Below are 19,022 nucleotides of genomic sequence, written 5' to 3'. Positions count from 1 at the left end.
TGGAACAGGTCGTAGACCACCTCCGCCTGCGGGCAGTGTTGCTTCACCTCCAGGTCGAACGCCGTGTTCATGTCCATCGCCACCGCCTCAATCTGCTGGCATCGCTCGCCGAGCTGCTCGAAGAAGGGACGGATAGCGGCCCGACTGTTGCCGTGCCCCACCCACAGGACGCGGGTTCGCTCGGCATCCATGATCACGGTGGCATAGCGGTGTCCCTTGTGCAGGGCAAACTCATCCATCACCAGCCGCCGCACCTCCCCAAGTTCGATGGTGCCCACACTAGTCTGCAAACGGCGCTTGTCGATCTCCTTGATGGTGTGCCAACCGACCCCGGTGAGCTGGCTGACATGGCGGATGGGGAGGTACTGAACGAGCGCTTCAATCCAGCACTGCATGCGCCGGGTGAGGCGGGAGCCAGAGGGGAGCCAGTCGATATGTTCACTGACGCGACCACAGCGCAGACAGTCGACGCGGCGAACAGGCAGTTGTAACCAGACTTGTCGGTCAAATAGGTCTCGCTCACGCACCCGGCGGATACGTTGGTCGTGGATCAATGGCGTGGGTTGCAGGCATCGGCGACAACGGGGCAAGAAGTCGGCGCGAGGCTCAAGGGTAAACAGGGTGTGATGGTTGGCAGAAAGCGCTTGGGCGATGACGGTATAACCTGGCCAGAAGGAGGTAATATCAATATGATGCACGGCGACAGCAGGGTGATGGTGGTGGTGTGTTTGGCGACAACCAGTTTACCAGCACCCTGTCTGTCAACTTCCACTTTCCCAGGATCCCGCGAAGAACCTAAAAAAAGCCATGGCACTGCCATGGCCTGCATGAGCCGGCCCCCTCAGGAGCCGGTCACCTCCTTCAGGAAACCGGTGAAACGCTGCCAGGACTTGGCATCGGCATCGGCGCGGTAGTTGTCCGAGCCAAAGACGCTGAACGCGTGGGGAGCACCGCTGTAGCTGGTCGCCTCGTGCTTCACCCCGGCGCTCTCCAGCTCGGCCACCAGCGCCGCAAACTGACCCAGAGAGACCGCCTCGTCGGCGCTGCCGTGCTGGACAAGCAACTGTCCCTTCACCTCTTTGTAGTCCTGCCCGGCCGGGGTCTCCAGCCCGCCGTGCACGCTCACCACTCCCTTGAGATCCGCCCCGCTGCGGGCCAGCTCCAGCACGGCGGCGCCGCCGAAGCAGTAACCGAGGGCCACCGCATTGTCGAGCCGCCCCCCCTGCCTGCCCGCCTCCGCCAATCCCCCTTGCAGCAGGGTGCGCATCCTGGTCCTGTCCTGATAGAGGGCCCCGGTGAGGCGCTTCTTGTCTTCCACCGTGCTCGGCCTGACCCCGGCACCGAACAAATCTACGGCAAAGACACTGTAGCCCAGGGCCACCAGCATCTCGGCCCGCTTGATCTCGTAGCCGTTGAGCCCGTCCCAGTCGTGCACCAGCACCACCAGAGGGGCCTCCTTGTCGGCACCTGCCAGGTAATAGCCCTCGAACGGCTTGCCTTCGACCTCGTAGCGCACCGCACCGGCCTCGGCCGCGCCGCTCCCCATCAGCCCCAGCAGGGCCAGGATCCATGCCCTCTTCATCCTTGCGTCCTCTCCCGTCAATGGTGCCCCTGAGTGTAGCCGCTTCACATGGGAGGCCGGGTTCAGTGGTACGCAGGCAAAGAAAGAGAGGCCACCCGAAGGTGGCCTCTTTTTCATCATCTCAACGTACAGCAAGCCAGGCGCTTAATCCTTGGCGCTCTCCATGGCACCCGTTTCGGAGTGCTGGGGCAGGATGAGGTTGAGCAGGATCGCCGCCACCGAGGCCAGCCCCACGCCCGCCAGGGCGAAGTCGCCAATCTTCATCTCCAGGGCACCGACACCCACGGTCAGGGTCACCGCCACGATGGCGATGTTGCGGGACAGCCCCAGATCCACCTTGGACTCCACCAGGGTCTTGAGACCGATGGCGGCGATGGATCCGAACAGCAGCAGCATGATGCCGCCCATCACCGGCATGGGGATGGAGGTGAGCAGGGCGTTGAACTTGCCGAAGAAGGCCAGAATGATGGCGAACACCGCCGCCCAGGTCATGGTGACCGGGTTGAAGTTGCGGGTGATCATCACGGCGCCGGTCACTTCCGCATAGGTGGTGACGGGGGGACCACCGATGAAACCGGCGAAGCAGACGCCGATGCCGTCACCGGCCAGGGTGCGGTGCAGGCCCGGATCCTTGGTGTAGTCCTTGCCGGTCACGCCGCCGATGGCCAGCACGCCGCCGATGTGCTCGATGCAGGGGGCGATGGCCACCGGCAGCATGAAGAGGGCCGCGGCCCAGTTGATCTCCGGGGTCTCGAAGTGGGGCAGCGCCAGCCAGGGGGCGTTGACCATGCCGTCGAAACTCACCTGGCCCATCAGCACGGCAGAGACATAACCGGCGATGACACCGCACAGGATGGGGATGAGCTTGATCCAGCCCTTGCAGAACACGGCGGCAATCAGGGTGACCGCCAGCGAGATCCCCGCCAGGGTCAGCGCCGTGGTGGCAGGCACCACCTGCTCACCGCCGGCACGGCCCATGGCCATGTTGCAGGCTACCTGGGCCACCGACAGGCCGATCACCATGATGACGGGACCGATGACCACGGGGGGCAGCAGCTTGTGCACGAAGCCCATGCCACGAGCGCGAATGATGGCCGCCAGGATGAAATACATGAAGCCCGCGGCAAACAGACCGAACATGGTGGAGGGCAGGCCCCAGGTCTGGGTGGCATAGATGATGGGGGCGATGAAGGCGAAGCTGGAGCCGAGGAAGATCGGCACCTGACGACGGGTGCAGAGCTGGAACAGCAGGGTGCCTACACCGGCGCCAAGCAGGGCCATGGAGGGGTTCAGACCGGTGAGCAGGGGCACCAGCACCATGGCACCGAAGGCGACAAACAGAATTTGCAGCCCGGCGACGCTTTGCTTGACCAAGGAAAACATGGGTATCCTTAATTTTTTGATAACTGACAGGGATATTTGACACTTTTCAGTCATCACAAGACGTTTTCAAGGCAGCCAACGGGCCAAACGGCGTCATTTGTTGCCTTTTACTGCTTGGGGAGGGCATGAAACTGGCTTTTTAGGCGGGATTCGCTGCTACAAGCATCGAGGAAGCGATTTTACGCACTTTTATGGCCAACGCCAATCGTTTTTCCGGCGAGTTGACATGACAAGGCTTTCAACTGGTCGACGCAGATATCGCCCCAACCCCCTCTCTATACTCGAAGGCGTGACCCCACACCGACAAGGAGTTCCCCATGTCACTGCCCTCGTTCAAACCCAGCCAGCGCCGGCTGCTGCTGGGCTCGGCCATCGCCCTGGCCCTGTTCGCCACCCCGCTGAGCTATGACTTCGACCACCACCAGTGGCAGGCAAACCAGGCCCATGCCAAATCCTGTTTCATTGCCGGTACCCGCATCCTGATGGCCGATGGCTGCGAACGCCCCATCGAGACCCTGCGGGTCGGCGATCGGGTGCGGGACAGGCACGGGCAAAGCAACCGCATCCAGGCCATCGAGCGGGTGGCGCTGGGGGCGCGCAGGCTCTACGGGCTCAATCATCTGCCCCCCTTCTTTACCGCCGAGCACCCCTTCCTCACCACCCGGGGCTGGGCGGCCATCGCACCGGCCATGACCCGCACCGAAAACCCGGCCCTCGCCGTGCTGCCGCTCTTTACCGGCATGCACCTGCTGGGTTGGTCAGAGGGGGGCAGCGCGGGCAACCTGGCGCTGGCGCCGCACCCTGTCGAACTGCAGGTGGCCTCCCTCTCCTGGGTTGATGCCCCGCCCGCCACGGCGCTGTTCAACCTGATCCTCGATGGCAGCCACAGCTATGTGGCCAATGGGCTGATCGTGCACAACAAGGGAGGGGATGGCGGCGGTGAGGGTGGCGGCGGCAACAGCGGTAGCGGAGGCGGCAACAGCGGCGGCGGAGGCAGCAACAACAGCGGCGGAGGCGGCAACAGCGGCGGCGGAGGCGGCAACAGCAGCGGCGGAGGCAGCAACAGCAGCGGCGGAGGCAGCAACAGCGGCGGCGGAGGCAGCAACAGCAGCGGCGGAGGCAACAACAGCAGCGGTGGGAGCAATAGTAGCCACAGTGGAAACAATAGCGGAAATGGAGGCGATAGTAGCCATAACGGAAACAATGGCGGGGACGACAGCGGCCACGGCGGCGATGACCGTGGTCAGGGCGAACATGCCGGTGGCGACCAGCACGCTGGCGGCGATCGCCACGGCGGTGGCGACAAGCATGCAGGCGGGGAGCGTCATGCCGGTGGCCGGGTGGACGACAACGGTGTGGACGCCGTCGGCGCCAATGGCAACAAGCTTCGAGGCGATGGCAGCGTGGACGACAACGGTGTGGACGCCGTCGATGCCAATGGCAACAAGCTTCGGGGCGATGGCAGCGTGGACGACAACGGCGTGGACGCCGTCGATGCCAACGGCAACAAGCTCAGGGGCGACGGCAGCGTGGACGACAACGGTGTGGACGCCGTCGATGCCAATGGCAACAAGCTTCGAGGCGATGGCAGCGTCGATGACAACGGCGTGGACGCCGTCGATGCCAATGGCAACAAGCTTCGGGGCGACGGCAGCGTCGATGACCGCCTGGTGCCCCCGCCCGCTCAATAGGTGTCAGCGTCGTGCCCCGCACACACAGCAGGGCGGAAAACAGAGAGGGTGGCCTGGGCCACCCTCTCTTTTTCTATGGCATCGTCATGCCCGCGACACGTGCGGGCAGGTCGCACCTCAGACCCGGCGATAGGGCAGGTAGACCGGCTCCCACATATGGCTCAGGATGTGCTCTTGCAGATCCTGACCGATGAGCGGGTGGGAGGGGTCGCGGCGCACGATATCCTTGAGCACTGCGGTCGCCACGTGCACCGAGATGTTGCGCAGCTCGCTGATCCTCGGGTAGACGGTGCCCCGGGCGAGATCCGCCTCGCTCACGCACTCCGCGAGCGCAAAGGCGGCGGTGGTGAAGATGTCCGGGCTTATCTCGCGGATCTGGCTGACGATGGCCGCCAGCCCCACCCCGGGGAAGATGAAGACGTTGTTGCCCTGACCGATGCGATAATCCTGCCCCTCATGGTGCACGTCCTTGAACGGGCTGCCGGTGGCGACGATGGCACGCCCCTGGCTCCAGCGGAAGATGTCTTCCGGCAGGGCCTCGCAGTTGGCGGTGGGGTTGGAGAGGGGGAACACCATGGGGCGCTCGCAGTGGGTCAGCATCAGCTGGATGTGCTCCTCCTGGAAGGCGCCACCGGCGCCGCTGGTGCCGAGCAGCACTGTGATGGGCACGTGGCGCAGCACCTCGGTCAGCCCCGCCTTGCCCTGCAGATCCCACTGGGCCAGCAAGAGGCCCGGCTTGGCGTAGCGGCGCTTGTACTCATCCAGCCCCTCGCGGTTGTCACACACCAGCCCCTGGGTATCCAGGATGTAGATGCGATCCCGCGCCGCCTGCGGGTCAAGCCCCTCGCGGATCATCCCCGCGCAGATCTGATCCGCCACCCCGACCCCGCCAGCCCCGGCCCCGTAGACCAGGTAGTGCTGCTGGCCCAGGGTTTCCCCCTTGGATTTGACGGCCCCTATGATGCCCGCCAGCACCACGGCCCCGGTGCCCTGGATGTCGTCATTGAACGACGGCAGCGCCTGCTGGTAGCGGGCCAGGTTGTTGAAGGCGTTGGACTTGCTGAAGTCCTCCCACTGCAACACGGCGTTGGGGAAGTGGCGCTTGACCCCAGTCACGAACTTGTCGATGAAGTCGTCGTACTCCTTGCCGCGAATGCGCCTGTGGGGCTGACCCAGGTACATGGGGTCATCCAGCAGCGCCTGGTTGTCGGTGCCCACGTCCAGCGCGATGGGCAGGCAGCAGGCGGGGTGGATGCCCGCCCCCAGGGTATAGAGGGCGAGCTTGCCGATGGGAATGCCCATGCCCCCCACCCCCTGATCGCCGATGCCGAGGATCCCCTGGCTGTCGGTCACGACGATGATGCGCACCGCCTTGGCATCCATGTGGCGGGCGAGGGAGCCCATGTCCTCGACGTTCTTCGGGGTGATGTAGAGGCCGCGCGGCTTCTGGAAGCGGTGGCTGAACTCCTGGCACGCCTTGCCCACGGTCGGGGTGTAGATGTAGGGGGTCATCTCCTCCACGTGGCGGGACAGGAGGGCGTAGAACAGGGTTTCGTTGCGATCCTGCAAGGCTCGCAGGTTCTGGTACTTCTCGATGTCGCTGCAGGCGCTCAGGAAGGCCTCATAGACCCGCTCCAGCTGGGCTTCGAAAGTCTGCACCTGAGGCGGCAAGAGGCCGCCCAGCTCAAAATCGGCCCGCTCCTGTTCGGTGAAGGCGGTGCCCTTGTTGAGGTTGCGATCGTTGAGCAGATTGGTGCCCGTCAGTGCAACGGGGCGAAAATCGTGACCCTGTGCATCTTTCCACAGCAGATATTGTCCGGTAGCCATAGTCATTCTCTTTGATTTACATGAAGTTGCCATCAGGCAGGAGAGCAAGACTCAGAATGCTGGGGATCATATGACGTTTGCCGATCCGGTTTTGTGAGCTTGGACAAACCCTGCGGCCAAAGGCGCCTTTGCCGGGGCAGCCGAAGGTTGCTCCCACGCCCGCCTTGGCGCAAGATCCCGACACGCCCCTATGGGCATCCCTTTGCGAGCAACGGAGCACCATGACCCCTTCCTCTTCCCCCGCTTTTCTCGTCAGCGGCGTCATCCTCGCGGGCGGTCGCGCCACCCGCATGGGGGGCGATGACAAAGGCTGGGTGCCCCTCGCGGGCACTCCCCTGATCGAACACGTGCTGACCCGCCTGCGCCCCCAGGTGGACGAGGTGCTGATCAACGCCAACCGCAGCCAGGCTCGCTACCGGCAGCTTGCTCCCGTCATCGGAGATGCGCAGGCCGACTTCCAGGGGCCGCTGGCCGGCATGCTGGCGGGGCTGACGGCGGCCCGTCACGACTGGGTGCTGTTCGTCCCCTGTGACGGCCCCGCTCTGCCCCTTGATCTGATGACCCGCTTTCGCGCCGCCATCACCCCGGACACCGATCTGGTGGTGGCCCACGACGGGGAGCATCTCCAGCCCGTGGTCGCCCTGCTGCGCCGCGCCCTGCGCCCCTCCCTGCAACAGGCGCTGGCGGACGGGGAGCGCAAGACAGGGGCCTGGTTTGCCCGCCACCGGATGGCGGTGGTGTCCTTTGCCGATCTGCCCGACGCCTTCGTCAACCTCAACAGCCCGAGCGATCTCGCCGCCTGGGAGGCGAGGCTGCGGGAAGGGGGCGCGCCATGAGCCCCCTGCCCCTGCTCGGCTTCGTCGCCTGGAGCGGCACCGGCAAGACCACCCTGCTGGAGCGCCTCATCCCGCGCCTGGTGGCACGCGGTCTGCGCCTCGGGGTGCTCAAGCACACCCATCACGCCTTTGACATGGACCAACCCGGCAAGGACAGCCACCGCCTGCGCCAGGCGGGCGCCACCCAGGTGATGGCGGCCTCCGACCGGCGCCACGCCCTGATCCGGGAGACCCCGGAGGGGGAGCCCCCCTTCGAGGCGCTGCTGGCCCGCTTCGATACGAGCGCCCTGGATCTGCTGTTGGTCGAGGGGTTCAAGCACAGGCACTTTCCCAAGGTGGAGCTGTATCGCGCCGCCATCGGCCGGCCCCTGCTCTTCCCCGATGATCCTGACATCGTCGCCCTCGTGAGCGACGCCCCCCAGGCCACGACCCTGCCCCGGTTCCCCTTCGAGGATCTGGAGGCCATCGCCGACTTCATCTGCGCCCGGTTGCCCCCGCACGAACCCCGTCAGGCCCCACCGCCCCTTCGCCTCTGCGCCCGGCTGCTGGCGGCCCTGCCCCCATCGGCAGAGCAGGGCGTTGTGCCCGGCTTGCTCAGTCAGGACGAGGCGGGCACCCTGCTGGTGCGCCCGGTGGATGGGGGCCACGACAGTGCCAACTGCCGCATCGAACGGGCGCCGGGTAGCGCGGCCCTTCCCCCCGGCGAGCGGGTCATGGTGCTCCTGCCGACAGGTGCGCCCGTATGAACCGGGAAAACGACGCAGGTCAAGGCGAATGCCGTCCCCCTTGCTATCCTCACAACCCTGACCCGAGATAAGAGAACGCCCTTGCGCCTCAATGCCCCGCTCTCCCGCTTCGATCTGCTCATCTATGGCCGCTACCGCCTGGTCCACGGCCTGCGCATCGCCCTGGCCTTCACCCTCACCTTCCTGCTGACCCGGGAGCTCAAGCTGCCGGAGAGCACCTGGCCCCTCATCACCCTGGTGGTGGTGATGGGCCCCATCTCGTTCTGGGGCAACGTGCTGTCGCGCGCCCTGCAACGGGTGGTGGGCACCGTCTTTGGCGCCGCCTGCGGGGTGGTGGCCCTCTATCTGGAGCTCTACTCCCTGCCTCTGATGCTGGCCTGGTGCTGCGCCATCATGTTCCTGTGCGGCTACCTGGCGCTCGGCAAGCGCCCCTATGTGGGGCTGCTCATCGGCATCACCCTGGGGGTCATCGTCGGCGGGGTGCCCGGGGACATCGAGACCGCGCTCTGGCGCAGTGGCGACGTCATCCTGGGGTCGGTGCTGGCCCTGCTGTTTTGCAGCATCTACCCCCAGCGGGCCTATACCCACTGGCGTCTGCAGATGCACGACACCCTGCAGCAGGCCGGGCGGCTCTACCACACCCACCTCTCCCCCAACGTGCTGGAGCGCCCCAAGCTCACCCGAAGCCATGCCCGCCTGCTCGCCAAAATAGTCAGCCTGCGCCCCCTGCTAGCCCCGGCGGTCAAGGAGACCCGCCTTGGCAGCCCGCTGTTCGAGGCGACCCAGACCACCCTTCGCAACAGCGTCTGCACCCTGGAGATGCTGGCCAACACCTATTGGCGGGATCGCCAGAGCCACTTCCTGATGCAGAGCCACCCGGGGCTTCGCGCCTGCCAGCAGGCGACGGAGTCAGTGCTCACCGAACTCGCCCTCATGCTCAAGAGCGGCGATACCACGGCGGCCGACCAGGCCATCGGCCGCCTGCAAGAGGCCGCCGCTCGGCTCGATGGGGACGCAAGCCAGGCGCCAGGCCAGGGACACGACCCCACCCTTGGCGGCTACCTCTGGCTCAATCTCCATCTCATCGAGCAGCTCGCCCACCTCCATCGCCTGCTGGGGCTGGTGCTGCAACCCTATGCCAAGCCCTCGGCCCGCCCCTGATCGCGCCGCCTGCAACCGCCCACAAAAAAGCCCCGCCGATGCGGGGCTTGTTTGTCTCGGGCTCGCGCCTTAGCTTGCACGAGCCAGGGGCTGCTCCGGAGTGAGGTAGAGGGAGAAGTCCTCTATCCCCGCCTTCAGGGCGGCAAAGCAGTCGGGGTCGATGGCCGTGCCCAGGTTTTCCGCCATCATCTCCAGGGCCCGCGGCACCGGGATGGCATCCCGATAGGGGCGCTTGGCGGTGATGGCATCGAAGATGTCGGCGGTGGTGATGATGCGCGTCTCCAGGGTGATCGCCTCCCCCTTGAGCCCCTTGGGGTAGCCCTTGCCGTCGAGTCGCTCATGGTGGGCGCCAGCCACCTGGGCCAGCTCCTCGAAGGCGCCGATGCGGCCCAGGATCTCCTCGGTGTAGGCGGCATGCATCTGCACCGCCGCCCACTCCTGCTCGTCAAGCTTGCCCGGCTTGTCGAGGATGGCGTTGCTCACCCCGAGCTTGCCCACGTCGTGGAGCAGGGCACCCCGCTTGAGCCAGCGTCGCCGCGCCTCGGACAGCCCCATCTGGGCGGCGAGGATGTCGGTATAGAGCGCCACCCTGCCGCTGTGCCCCGCGGTATAGGGGCTCTTGGAGTCCACCACCTGGCCGAAGGCCGCCGCTATCTCGTCCAGATAATCCTCATCCAGCGCCACCTCCCCCTGCCCCGCCGGGTGGGCGAAGACTCGCTCCGCCAACGCGGGATCCGCCAGCCCTTGCCAGAAGGCCTCGTCTGCCAGCGCCTCGAAGGCCCTGACCAGGGCGGGATCAAACCAGTTGCCGCTGCGCTCGCGCAGCTCCCTCATCGCCGCGTCCGGCCCGGCGGCGGCGTGAAACACGTCCACCACCTGACAGAGCAGGGCGATGCGGGAGAAGAGCGGGATGGCCTCCCCCGCCAGTTGTTGCGGCCGCCCTTTGCCGCTCCAGTGCTCATCCAGGGAGAGGATCCCCTGGGCCACCTCGTCGCTGAAACGCAACTGGCGGGCGATGTCCGCCCCCCGGTGGCAGCGGGTCAGGATCAGCTCGTTGGCTATCTGATCCCCGTTGCGAAAGATGTGGAACAGGCTGCGAAAGCGGCCCAGCAGATCCGCCTGCAAGCCGGTGTGGCCCAGCACGAAGTTGACCACCTCGGAGAGGGAGCCATCCACCAGCTTGAAGTCGCGCTTGAAGTGAAGATCGTCGGTGAGATAGAGCTCGCAGATGCGGGCGGCATTGCTGCTGCACCCCAGATCCTTGAGCAACAGAGTGTAGTAGAGGTCGTGGCGCTGCCGGGCATCCAGTCCCAGTTGCTCCCCCAGACGAGAGCCTATCCAGCAGCAGCGGATGCAGTGGCCTCTCGGCTGCCCTTCCGTCATGTCCAGGGCATGACTGAGAGAACCAATCAGCTCTGCCAAACGCAACCCGTTTACCGTCATAGCCCACTCCCTCTACATCGGGGCGTACTTGCCCGCAGGCATGTATAGCATTTGTCGGGAGTAAAGGATCAGGGGCGCGACAAATTATGCCTGCACCGCTCCCCGACTTGCCGCCGCATCGCGCTGCTCGCGGCTCAGGGTCGAGACCAGTTTGTCGTCCAGGTAGAGATCCAGTCGCTCCCCGCGCATCTCTCCCCGCATCAGGCTGCGCTGACCGTCGATGTAGTGGATCTCCATCTGGGCGGTGCGCTCGTCCGGGTAGCTCACCTGTACCTCGCGCACCCCTTGGGGCAGCAGGGCCAGCGGCACCTGGTTGAGGGCAGGATCCAGGTGCTGGTTCACCTTGATGATCGCATCGCTCTTCTGATCCACCAGGGCGGGCGACTTGCCGGTAATGGGGTTCTTGCCGGACCAGAATTCGATGGTGTTGAACACGAAGAGATCCGCCGTGGCCGCCAGGCCATAGACGGGGGAGAGCAGCACGAAGACGCCGGCACGGCCGTAGCGGTTGTCCACCACGCTGAGGTTGCCCTTGGTCACCATGGAGGAGAGGCCCATCTGGCCCATGCAACCACCGAGCCCCAGGCTCGCCCCCACTCCCAGCAGCAGGGCCAGTGCCCTGCCTCTCTGTCGTACTGCCATTGTTGTCTACCTCTCAATAAAAAGGAGGCGGCAGCCTAAACAAGGGGGCCGGGCGGCACAATGACGAAGGGGGGCCTTATACAGCCAGGGTTCAGCCTGGCCGTCCGATCGCTCACTCTGTTGGCAATCTTGCGGTCAGCCCCTCAGATGGAGAGGGCGGACACCGTCTGGGAGACCCTGTCCGCCTCCTGGTGGATCTCGCTCATCAGCTTGTCCACCCCGGCTATCTGCTGCTTGCCGAGTTCGGCGCTGCCCGCCACCCCGGCCATGTCGTCGGTCACCCTGGCGGTCAGCTCGCGGTTCTTCTGCACCACCTTGGCGATCTCGTCGGTAGAGAGCGACGTGCGGGCGGCCAGCTGGCGCACCTCGTCCGCCACCACCGCAAACCCGCGCCCCTGCTCCCCCGCCCGCGCCGCCTCGATGGCGGCGTTCAGGGCCAGCAGATTGGTCTGATCGGCGATGGCGCTGATGGTCGAGACGATGGCCTCGATGCTTCTAGACTGCTCGTTGAGCTGGCCGATGAGGGCGATGGCCTCATCCACCTGGGAGGCGATGAGGGAAGAGGTCTGCACCACGGCGCGCAGCAAGCCCGCCCCCTCCTCTGCGCTGTGCAGGGTCTCCTGGGCGGTGCTGTGGGCCAGGCGGGCGGCCTCCCGGGTGGCGCGGTTCTGCTCGATGCGCGCGGTGATGTCGCTGGCGAACTTCACCACCCGCACCACCTTGCCGCTGCCATCCCGGATGGGGTTGTAGGTCGCCTCCAGCCAGACGGCCTGCCCCCGGCTGTTGTGGCGCATGAAGAGGCCGGATTTGAACTGGCCCCGGGCCAGCTCCTCCCAGAAACGGGGCTGCTCGCGCAGGAAGGTTTCGTCACAGAAGATCCTGTGGTGCCTGCCCGCGATCTCCCCCAGGGTGTAGCCCATGACGCTCAGGAAGTTGGCATTGGCATGGAGGATGTCGCCGTTCGGGGTGAACTCGATCATGGCCTGGGAGCGGTCCAGCGCCTCGGTCAGCGCCTCGAGTCGCTCCAGCCGCTGGTGCTGTTCGGTGACGTCGCTGGCCATCTTGAGTACCCGGGTCACCCGGCCCTGGTGCTTCACCGGGAAATAGGTCGCCTCCAGCCAGCGCGTCTCCCCCTGCCGGTTCACGCGCTCGAAGGTGCCAGACTGCACCTCCCCCTGGGCGAGGCGGCGCCAGAACTGGCGATAGTCACCGGACTCCCCCCAGGCCCTCGGACAGAGCTGGCTGTGGGGCTGCCCAATCAGTTCGGCGGCCCCATATCCCATCAGGGCCAGGAAAGGGGGGCTCGCCTCCTGGATGATCCCCTCCGGGCTGAAGATGACGGTGGCGGCGCCTGCCTTGATCGCCTCTGTGATGCCCTGCTCCTCGTCGAGCCGGGTCTGACATGCCTGCAACTGCGCTTTGAGTTTGTGATTGAACATGACGCTTCTACCTCGTTGACCATCCCCATGGGCACCACCGCCTGACCCACAGAGGGTATCGGCATCGCCAGCGCCGACATAAGTGGTCGGACGACTGAAACGGATGGGGCGCGCAGTGTATAGAAAAGCGGCGATGCCGCCAAGGGCTCCCAGTACGCAGCCCTTGTGAAAGAGGATCAGCCCGGTGCAGAAAAAGAGGAGGCTAACGGCCAGGTACGCACTCGAGGCAGGCGGGATTGCCGGCAAAGCCGAACCGTTCGTAGATAGCACGCCCATCACTGCTGGCATGGAGCCACAGCTTGCCCAGTTGCTGCTCGCGGGCATACGCCACCATGGCCACCAGCAGGGCATTCGCCATTCCCCGTCTGCGCCAGGCCGGCCGGGTGTAGATGTTGAGCAGGTACCCTTCCCGCCCCGCCAGATTGCCCGGGTAGGGCGGGCGCACAAAGAGTGCCAGGGTGGCGCACGCCACCACCTCGCCCTCCTCTTCCACCACCCAGCTACGGGCGCTGCCCTCTTCCTGCGCCTGAATGAAGTAGGCCTGCGTCGCGTCCCTGAGGACCGGATCCTCATCGGGCCGGGCAAGTTCCCCCACCTCACAAAAGAGCGCCATGCGCAGTGTCGTCAGGGCGGGAATATCGGCCGCCAGGGCCTCGCGAACCTTCATCTCTTCTCCTTTGCATTCCTTTCCCCCCCCCCTCAGTCAGGCAGGGCTCGTGTGCGGCCACCTTACGCCGGAGGCGAGCGACGGGCAAGGCGCCAGCTGTCCAGCCCCAGGGGGCCCGCCCCCCACACAGCCAGGGTCAGCAGCATCCAGCCCCACAACTGGTGATCGTGAAAGCCCCCCGCCCAGAGGGCCGGGTAGGAGATGACCGCCATGGCGTTGAAGCCAAACAGCAGCAAGGCGACCGGACGGGTGAAGAGGCCCGCCAGCAGGAAGAGGGGCAGCAACAGCTCGGTCGCCGTGCCCGCATAGGCCGCCCACTGCCAGGGCAGCAGGGGCACCTGATATTCGAACTCGAACAGATAGAGGGTGCTGTCCCAGGCCGTTAACTTGAGCCAGCCGGATCGCAGAAAAATGGTGGCGACCCAGAGCCTGGCAAGCAGCAACAGGCCACCGCTGCACCAGGGCAAGATGCGTTCAACAAGGGGGCCAAGGGGCCTGGCAAGGGTTTGCGTTGTCATGGGGCAAGCTCCAGATCGACCAGCAGGTCGAGGGTGATGAGGGGGGCCAGGTGTTCGGCCATGGCGGGATCCTGAGCCAGCAGGCTGGCCAGCGGCCTGCCCTGCAGGCAGCCTTGCAGCAGACACCAGGCGGCGGCATCCAGGGGAATGGGGTCGACCCGGTGTCCGGGGCGTTTCTTGAGTGCCAGGGAGCAGACAGCATCCAGCTCCCTGACCGTCTCACCGCCGTGCAGGGCCATCTGCCAGAGCGCCAGCACCGGATGGGGGCTCTCCAGGAGTTGCAGATCGCAGGCAGGATGCAGCACCAGCCGCTCCCAGTGCTCAGGGGTCATGGCGGCAAGCCGCTCGGCAGGCCAGCGCCGCGTCTCTGGCGCAAGCAGCGAGACCCGCTCCAGCCCCCACTCGAAGCGGGCCAGATCCCCGAGCCAGGGCAACGCGGCCGTGGTGGGCAAGCGTGCCAGCCAGTCGCCAAAGCCCTCCCCGTAGTCCATGACGCTCCCCTCCTCCAGAGGAGCCGCCAGCACGAACCCTCGTGCCGCCGCCTCAAAGAAGGTCTCGCCAACCATGGCGCGTACCGCGGGGTAGCTACTGGCGAGCACCTCGGTGAGGCCGAGGATGAAGTTGTTGCGATAGACCTGCAACAGGGCGTCGGGGGCAAAGCGTCCCGGCTGGATGTGCCCGAGGATGGCATCATCCTGGCCGAGCAGACCGCTCGCAAAAGCGCGTTGCAGGGAAGCAAGCTCACACATGGGCGGCCTCCCCGAGCAGACCGCTCACACAAGTACCTTGCGGGAAAACAAGCTCAGACATGGGCTGCCTCCCTGGATGTTTGCTGTGCCGCGCTCAGGATCTCGCTGGCACGCTGCGCCTCTCCCAGCAGCACCGGCAGCGGGGGGATCGCCAGATCCCATTCAATCAGGGTGGGGATGGCGCGCTGCTGGCAGACCTGCTCGTAGAGCGCCCAGACGGGCTCGGCCACGGGGGTGCTGTGGGTATCGATATAGAGGGGCCCCTGAGGCAGGTGCTTCTCGGTAAAACCGGCCAGGTGAATTTCGCCGACCGTGTCGAGGTCGATAGTCGCCAGATAGTCGTCCACCTCCAGGCCGTGATTGACCGCGCTCACATGGAGGTTGTTGAGATCGAGCAGGACGCCGCAGCCGCTGCGCCCAGCCAGCTCGGCCAGAAACTCGGCCTCCCCCATCTCCCCCGCCAGTTGCAGGTAGGAGGAGGGATTCTCGATGAGCAGTTGTCTGCCCAGTGTCTGCTGCACCCGATCTATCTTGTCGCTCATGTGCAAAAGAGCGGCCCGGGTGTAGGGCATGGGCAGCAGATCGTTGAAAAAGCGCCCGCCGATGCTGCCCCAGCTCAGGTGCTCCGACACCCGCACCGGCGAGATGGCCGCCACCAGGGCCGCCAGCTGGCGCAGGTGCCCGGCATCGAGAGGATCGGCGGAGCCCAGCGACATGCCGACTCCGTGAAGGCTCACGTGGTAGTGCCTCGCAAGCTCCGCCAGCACCTCGAAGCCCTGGCTGTGGCGCTCGAAGTAGTTTTCGCTGTGTACCTCAAGCCAGCCCACTCCGGGCAGGGTGTGGCGGATCTCGTTGTAGTGCGGGGGGCGTAAACCGATACCGATCAAGGGGTTCATGGCTGGGCTCTCAATAGATAGGGCCATGATGTGGCGGGCGCCACACCATGGCATGCGGCTTACTTGGGTTGCAGGGACCCGCCAGCGAGCTTCTCGCACAGCCCCTTGGGCACTACCACGAAGGCATCCCCCTGGGCATCCATCTTGGCGGTGCCGGCGCAGGATCCACCCTTGGTGGCGCAGTCGTTCTTGCCCGCCTTGACCACGCCGTAGCACTTCTCCTTGTCATCCGCAGCCATGGCCGGCGCGGCGATGAACTGGGCACCCAGGGCCAGCAGACCCGTCATGGCAGAGGCGATGGCAGTACTTTTTTTCACGTTCATGTCTCTATTCCTTGTTGTCGAGAGTGATGTCTCCGGCGCATCTCATCCGGCTATGTTCAATAGAACCGGACGAGGGGGAAAAAGATTTCCCAAAAAACGGCATCAACTCGCTATTAACAAACAAGAAAGCAGTAACCATCTGATTTAAAGACATAAAATACGATTAAAAAAACAGGGCGACGAGTGCCTCCCCCACGGTGCTCATGGCCGTTGACCCCGTCACTCGCCGTCCACCCCTTGTCTGCTTTGCACCCGAGGGGCCTATAGTGTCTTGAGTCCTTCCACCCAAAGGTGTCCCATGAACGCTCCCCGTCCCTCCAGATGCACCCTGTCGCTGCCCATCTTCATCCCGGGTCTGCTCTTCATCCTGACGCTGCTGGCCATCTGCTCCCTGGCCCCGGAGGCCGCCGCCCGCTTCTTCGGCAGCGGCCAGAGCTGGATAGCCCAGCACTTCAGCTGGTTCTATGTGCTGGTGGTCGGCATGTTCCTGATCCTGCTGCTGGTGATCGCCTTCAGCCACTTTGGCAACATTCGCCTCGGGCCGGACGATGCCCGCCCGGAGTTCAGCTTCACCTCCTGGCTCGCCATGCTGTTTGCCGCCGGCATGGGGATAGGGCTCATGTATTTCGGAGTGGGCGAGCCCATGAGTCACTTCGTCTCCCCGCCCCAGGCAACGCCCCTGACCCAGGTGGCCGCCCGCGAGGCCATGGTCACCACCTTCTTCCACTGGGGCTTTCACGCCTGGGCCATCTACGCCATCGTCGGCCTGGTGCTGGCCTACTTCGGCTTTCGCTACAACCTGCCCCTGACCATCCGCTCCGGCCTCTATCCCATCTTCAAGGAGAAGATCCACGGGCCGCTCGGCCACGCGGTGGACGTCTTCGCCCTGGTGGGCACCATCTTCGGCATCGCCACCACCCTGGGCTATGGCGTGATGCAACTCTCGGCGGGGATCACCCGCCTCACCGGCATGGACACCTCGGGGGAGCTGTTTCGCTTCGGCCTCATCGGGGTCGTCATCACCCTCGCCGGCATCTCGGCGGTCACCGGTCTCGACAAGGGGGTGAAGCGCCTCTCCGAGCTCAACCTCTTTCTCGCCATCGTGCTCCTGCTGTTCGTGCTGGTGGCCGGCCCCACCCAGTACCTGCTGGGAGCCCTCTCGGAGAACATTGGCAACTATGTCTCCTCTTTAAGCCAGCTCACCTTCCGCACCTTCACCTACAGCGAGACCCGCCAGGCGGGCTGGTTCGGCAACTGGACCCTGCTCTACTGGGCCTGGTGGATCTCCTGGTCCCCCTTCGTCGGTCTCTTCATCGCCCGCATCTCCCGCGGACGCACCCTGCGCGAATTCATCCTCGGCGTCCTGTTCGTACCCACCGCCTTCAACCTGCTCTGGATGACGGTGTTCGGCAACGCCGCCATCTGGGCGAGCCAGCATGAGGGGGGCACAAGCCTCATCGACTCAGTCGGCAACATCGACACCCTGCTGTTCAACTTCTTTGACCTCTTGCCGGGAGCGGACATCACCTCGGCCCTCGCAGTGATCCTCATCAGCGTCTTCTTCGTCACCTCCGCCGACTCGGGAGCCTTCGTCATCGACAACATCGCTACCCAGGGCAAGGAGGGCTCACCGGTCTGGCAGCGCCTGTTCTGGGCTCTGCTGCTCGGGGTCACCGCGGGTACCCTGATGAGCACAGGGGGGCTGGCGGCACTCCAGTCCATGACCCTCATCGCCGCCCTGCCGTTTGCCTTCATCATGGTGCTGCTCTGCCTCGGACTCTGCCGCGGCCTTGTCGCGGACAAGGAGCACTCGGCCAGGCGCCTCTCCCCCGCCACTGACTTCTGGAACGGCAAGCAGTGGCGCACCCGGATGGATCACCTGCTGCGCCCCTCCACCGAGCAGGAGGCCCGCGCCTTTGTGGACAAGGTCGCCCTGCCCGCCCTGACGGCCCTGAGTCAGGAGTTCGCTGCCCGGGGCATCACCAGCCGGGTCGAAGAGGATGGGCCGGATCAGTGCCATCTGCTGGTGCCCCAGCAGGGTCGCCGGGACTTCTGCTACGGGGTGCGCATCGAAGCCCGCCCCGCACCCGCCTTCAACCCCCTGGAGGCGGCCCACAACCACGATCCCGAGGCCCGCATCTTCGAGCCCATCACCTATTTTGCCGATGGACGTGCCGGTTACGACATCCAGTACCTGACCCGGGACGAGCTGAGTGCCGACGTCTTGCGCCAGTACGAGCGCTATCTGGTGCTGAGCCAGGACGAGGGGCAGGATCTGCTGAGCAGCGCCCCCGAACATACCCAGCCAACCCAGGGAGAGTGATGACCAGGCAGGGAGCAAGTCAGCTCCCCGCCCGGAGCTTATGGCCGGGCACACTGGCGGCGAGGGCTGCCCCCCCCATCACAACAGAGAAAGGGGCCCCAGGGCCCCTTTCTCGTCACTGCCTCAACCAGCGTTGGTGTCAGAGCCTCAACCAGCTCAGGCGGTTTTCACGCACTTCTGGATAAAGCTGTTCTTGGCCGCCCCGGCGAGCTTCTTGTCCGCCGCCGCCTTCTCGCACTGGGTCGCCTTGTCGGCGGCCCCGTCCGTCTTCAGGCACTTTTGCACGAAGCTGTTCTTGGCAGCCCCGGCCAGCTTCTTGTCGGCGGCCGCTTTCTCGCACTGGCTCGCCTTGGCACTGGCGGAGGCATCCTTGACGCACTTGCCCACAAAGCTGGTCTTGGCGGCGCCCGCCAGCTTCTTCACCGCCGCCTGGGCCTCGCACTCTTGCTGCGCGCCAGAGGTCGCGCTCTGGGCTACCCCCATTCCCATGCCCATGACCGTCACGCACAGACTCAACACCATCAGGATCCGCTTCATATGTCACACTCCCATCGTTCTATCCATTGTGGTTGGCCCCCACTCACGCGGGCCAAACGAGGCACCCTTGCCTCGCTGCACTATAGTCCCCCCTCCCCGTGACAACAAAATGCCCCTTCCTTCTCGACAATCCCCTCCCAGGCCCTCCCTGCGCCCACCCGGGCCTTAGGGAAGGTGCGAATAAGCGGGGAAATTCTTCTCGGCTGACTCAGTCATTTCATTTTTTCAGTTTGAGCCGATCTTTTCTCCCGTAAATGCC

General features: G+C 65.2%; 16 protein-coding genes and 2 pseudogenes. 5 read left to right on the top strand and 13 right to left on the bottom strand.

Annotation, left to right across the window (positions count from 1 at the left end; genetic code table 11):
- From AB5Y54_RS10495 to AB5Y54_RS10485, 3 genes and pseudogenes are all read right to left on the bottom strand, one after another.
- Positions 1 to 698: pseudogene (locus AB5Y54_RS10495) on the bottom strand (ISL3-like element ISAeme19 family transposase); the annotation flags it as partial.
- 143 nt (positions 699 to 841) lie between these two features.
- Positions 842 to 1,582: a dienelactone hydrolase family protein gene (locus AB5Y54_RS10490; protein WP_041214782.1), complete on the bottom strand. Its 741-nt coding sequence runs from the start codon at positions 1,580 to 1,582 to the stop codon at positions 842 to 844.
- A 144-nt stretch (positions 1,583 to 1,726) separates the two neighbouring features.
- Positions 1,727 to 2,965, bottom strand: coding sequence for a uracil-xanthine permease family protein (locus tag AB5Y54_RS10485; RefSeq protein WP_041213272.1), 1,239 nt, complete (start codon positions 2,963 to 2,965; stop codon positions 1,727 to 1,729).
- A gap of 317 nt (positions 2,966 to 3,282) precedes the next feature.
- On the opposite strand from AB5Y54_RS10485, the gene AB5Y54_RS10480 reads away from it, so the two are divergent.
- Positions 3,283 to 4,656 (top strand): Hint domain-containing protein, encoded by a 1,374-nt coding sequence (locus AB5Y54_RS10480; protein ID WP_368153696.1) that lies wholly within the window; start codon positions 3,283 to 3,285, stop codon positions 4,654 to 4,656.
- A gap of 117 nt (positions 4,657 to 4,773) precedes the next feature.
- Here AB5Y54_RS10480 and AB5Y54_RS10475 read toward each other — a convergent pair whose 3' ends face one another.
- Positions 4,774 to 6,483, bottom strand: a complete 1,710-nt coding sequence (locus tag AB5Y54_RS10475; protein WP_270667843.1) for an NAD-dependent malic enzyme — start codon at positions 6,481 to 6,483, stop codon at positions 4,774 to 4,776.
- 221 nt (positions 6,484 to 6,704) lie between these two features.
- Between AB5Y54_RS10475 and mobA the strand changes: the two genes are divergently transcribed.
- The 3 genes and pseudogenes from mobA to AB5Y54_RS10460 all read left to right on the top strand — a co-directional run bounded on the left by mobA (position 6,705) and on the right by AB5Y54_RS10460 (position 9,226).
- Positions 6,705 to 7,319: a molybdenum cofactor guanylyltransferase MobA gene (mobA, locus tag AB5Y54_RS10470; RefSeq protein WP_368153694.1), complete on the top strand. Its 615-nt coding sequence runs from the start codon at positions 6,705 to 6,707 to the stop codon at positions 7,317 to 7,319.
- Positions 7,316 to 7,801: pseudogene (mobB, locus tag AB5Y54_RS10465) on the top strand (molybdopterin-guanine dinucleotide biosynthesis protein B); the annotation flags it as partial. The gene mobA and the pseudogene mobB, both read left to right, overlap by 4 nt.
- Before the next feature lie 345 nt (positions 7,802 to 8,146).
- Entirely contained in the window at positions 8,147 to 9,226 is a 1,080-nt protein-coding gene (locus tag AB5Y54_RS10460; protein WP_045523960.1) for an FUSC family protein, read from the top strand.
- A 69-nt stretch (positions 9,227 to 9,295) separates the two neighbouring features.
- Here AB5Y54_RS10460 and AB5Y54_RS10455 read toward each other — a convergent pair whose 3' ends face one another.
- From AB5Y54_RS10455 to AB5Y54_RS10420, 8 genes are all read right to left on the bottom strand, one after another.
- Positions 9,296 to 10,669 (bottom strand): HD-GYP domain-containing protein, encoded by a 1,374-nt coding sequence (locus AB5Y54_RS10455; RefSeq protein WP_368153692.1) that lies wholly within the window; start codon positions 10,667 to 10,669, stop codon positions 9,296 to 9,298.
- Between the two features lie 84 nt (positions 10,670 to 10,753).
- A complete protein-coding gene (locus AB5Y54_RS10450; protein ID WP_041213278.1) occupies positions 10,754 to 11,311 on the bottom strand; it encodes a DUF3332 domain-containing protein in 558 nt (185 codons plus the stop codon).
- Between the two features lie 143 nt (positions 11,312 to 11,454).
- Positions 11,455 to 12,750 carry a methyl-accepting chemotaxis protein gene (locus AB5Y54_RS10445; protein ID WP_368153690.1) on the bottom strand — a complete coding sequence of 432 codons (1,296 nt, stop codon included), beginning with the start codon at positions 12,748 to 12,750 and terminating at the stop codon, positions 11,455 to 11,457.
- A 202-nt stretch (positions 12,751 to 12,952) separates the two neighbouring features.
- Positions 12,953 to 13,417: a GNAT family N-acetyltransferase gene (locus AB5Y54_RS10440; protein WP_167825964.1), complete on the bottom strand. Its 465-nt coding sequence runs from the start codon at positions 13,415 to 13,417 to the stop codon at positions 12,953 to 12,955.
- Positions 13,418 to 13,479: 62 nt separating this feature from the next.
- Positions 13,480 to 13,935, bottom strand: a complete 456-nt coding sequence (locus AB5Y54_RS10435; RefSeq protein WP_041213281.1) for a DoxX family protein — start codon at positions 13,933 to 13,935, stop codon at positions 13,480 to 13,482.
- Complete coding sequence (locus AB5Y54_RS10430) at positions 13,932 to 14,684, bottom strand: putative DNA-binding domain-containing protein (RefSeq protein ID WP_368153687.1); 753 nt, start codon at positions 14,682 to 14,684, stop codon at positions 13,932 to 13,934. The genes AB5Y54_RS10435 and AB5Y54_RS10430 overlap by 4 nt, the downstream gene beginning before the upstream one ends.
- Before the next feature lie 53 nt (positions 14,685 to 14,737).
- Positions 14,738 to 15,580: a DUF692 domain-containing protein gene (locus tag AB5Y54_RS10425; protein ID WP_324056715.1), complete on the bottom strand. Its 843-nt coding sequence runs from the start codon at positions 15,578 to 15,580 to the stop codon at positions 14,738 to 14,740.
- A 59-nt stretch (positions 15,581 to 15,639) separates the two neighbouring features.
- The gene (locus AB5Y54_RS10420; RefSeq protein WP_010673595.1) at positions 15,640 to 15,903 is read right to left on the bottom strand and encodes a DUF2282 domain-containing protein; all 264 of its coding nucleotides are present in this window, start codon (positions 15,901 to 15,903) and stop codon (positions 15,640 to 15,642) included.
- Positions 15,904 to 16,201: 298 nt separating this feature from the next.
- Between AB5Y54_RS10420 and AB5Y54_RS10415 the strand changes: the two genes are divergently transcribed.
- Positions 16,202 to 18,226: a BCCT family transporter gene (locus AB5Y54_RS10415; RefSeq protein WP_183149656.1), complete on the top strand. Its 2,025-nt coding sequence runs from the start codon at positions 16,202 to 16,204 to the stop codon at positions 18,224 to 18,226.
- Positions 18,227 to 18,382: 156 nt separating this feature from the next.
- On the opposite strand, the gene AB5Y54_RS10410 is transcribed toward AB5Y54_RS10415, so the two are convergent.
- Complete coding sequence (locus tag AB5Y54_RS10410; RefSeq protein WP_049636634.1) at positions 18,383 to 18,763, bottom strand: hypothetical protein; 381 nt, start codon at positions 18,761 to 18,763, stop codon at positions 18,383 to 18,385.
- Between the last annotated feature and the right edge of the window lie 259 nt (positions 18,764 to 19,022).

The organism is Aeromonas sp. s9, assembly GCF_040907765.1.
GTDB lineage: Bacteria > Pseudomonadota > Gammaproteobacteria > Enterobacterales > Aeromonadaceae > Aeromonas > Aeromonas caviae.
Note: the sequence above shows the minus strand (reverse complement) of the source record. Positions and strands in the feature narration are given on the sequence as shown.

Coding starts and splice junctions, on each gene's coding strand:
- AB5Y54_RS10490 (WP_041214782.1), bottom strand. CDS start 1,582: ATGAAGAGGGCATGGATCCTGGCCCTGCTGGGGCTGATGGGGAGCGGC.
- AB5Y54_RS10485 (WP_041213272.1), bottom strand. CDS start 2,965: ATGTTTTCCTTGGTCAAGCAAAGCGTCGCCGGGCTGCAAATTCTGTTT.
- AB5Y54_RS10480 (WP_368153696.1), top strand. CDS start 3,283: ATGTCACTGCCCTCGTTCAAACCCAGCCAGCGCCGGCTGCTGCTGGGC.
- AB5Y54_RS10475 (WP_270667843.1), bottom strand. CDS start 6,483: ATGGCTACCGGACAATATCTGCTGTGGAAAGATGCACAGGGTCACGAT.
- mobA (WP_368153694.1), top strand. CDS start 6,705: ATGACCCCTTCCTCTTCCCCCGCTTTTCTCGTCAGCGGCGTCATCCTC.
- AB5Y54_RS10455 (WP_368153692.1), bottom strand. CDS start 10,669: ATGACGGTAAACGGGTTGCGTTTGGCAGAGCTGATTGGTTCTCTCAGT.
- AB5Y54_RS10450 (WP_041213278.1), bottom strand. CDS start 11,311: ATGGCAGTACGACAGAGAGGCAGGGCACTGGCCCTGCTGCTGGGAGTG.
- AB5Y54_RS10445 (WP_368153690.1), bottom strand. CDS start 12,750: ATGTTCAATCACAAACTCAAAGCGCAGTTGCAGGCATGTCAGACCCGG.
- AB5Y54_RS10440 (WP_167825964.1), bottom strand. CDS start 13,417: ATGAAGGTTCGCGAGGCCCTGGCGGCCGATATTCCCGCCCTGACGACA.
- AB5Y54_RS10435 (WP_041213281.1), bottom strand. CDS start 13,935: ATGACAACGCAAACCCTTGCCAGGCCCCTTGGCCCCCTTGTTGAACGC.
- AB5Y54_RS10430 (WP_368153687.1), bottom strand. CDS start 14,684: ATGTGTGAGCTTGCTTCCCTGCAACGCGCTTTTGCGAGCGGTCTGCTC.
- AB5Y54_RS10425 (WP_324056715.1), bottom strand. CDS start 15,580: ATGAACCCCTTGATCGGTATCGGTTTACGCCCCCCGCACTACAACGAG.
- AB5Y54_RS10420 (WP_010673595.1), bottom strand. CDS start 15,903: ATGAACGTGAAAAAAAGTACTGCCATCGCCTCTGCCATGACGGGTCTG.
- AB5Y54_RS10415 (WP_183149656.1), top strand. CDS start 16,202: ATGAACGCTCCCCGTCCCTCCAGATGCACCCTGTCGCTGCCCATCTTC.
- AB5Y54_RS10410 (WP_049636634.1), bottom strand. CDS start 18,763: ATGAAGCGGATCCTGATGGTGTTGAGTCTGTGCGTGACGGTCATGGGC.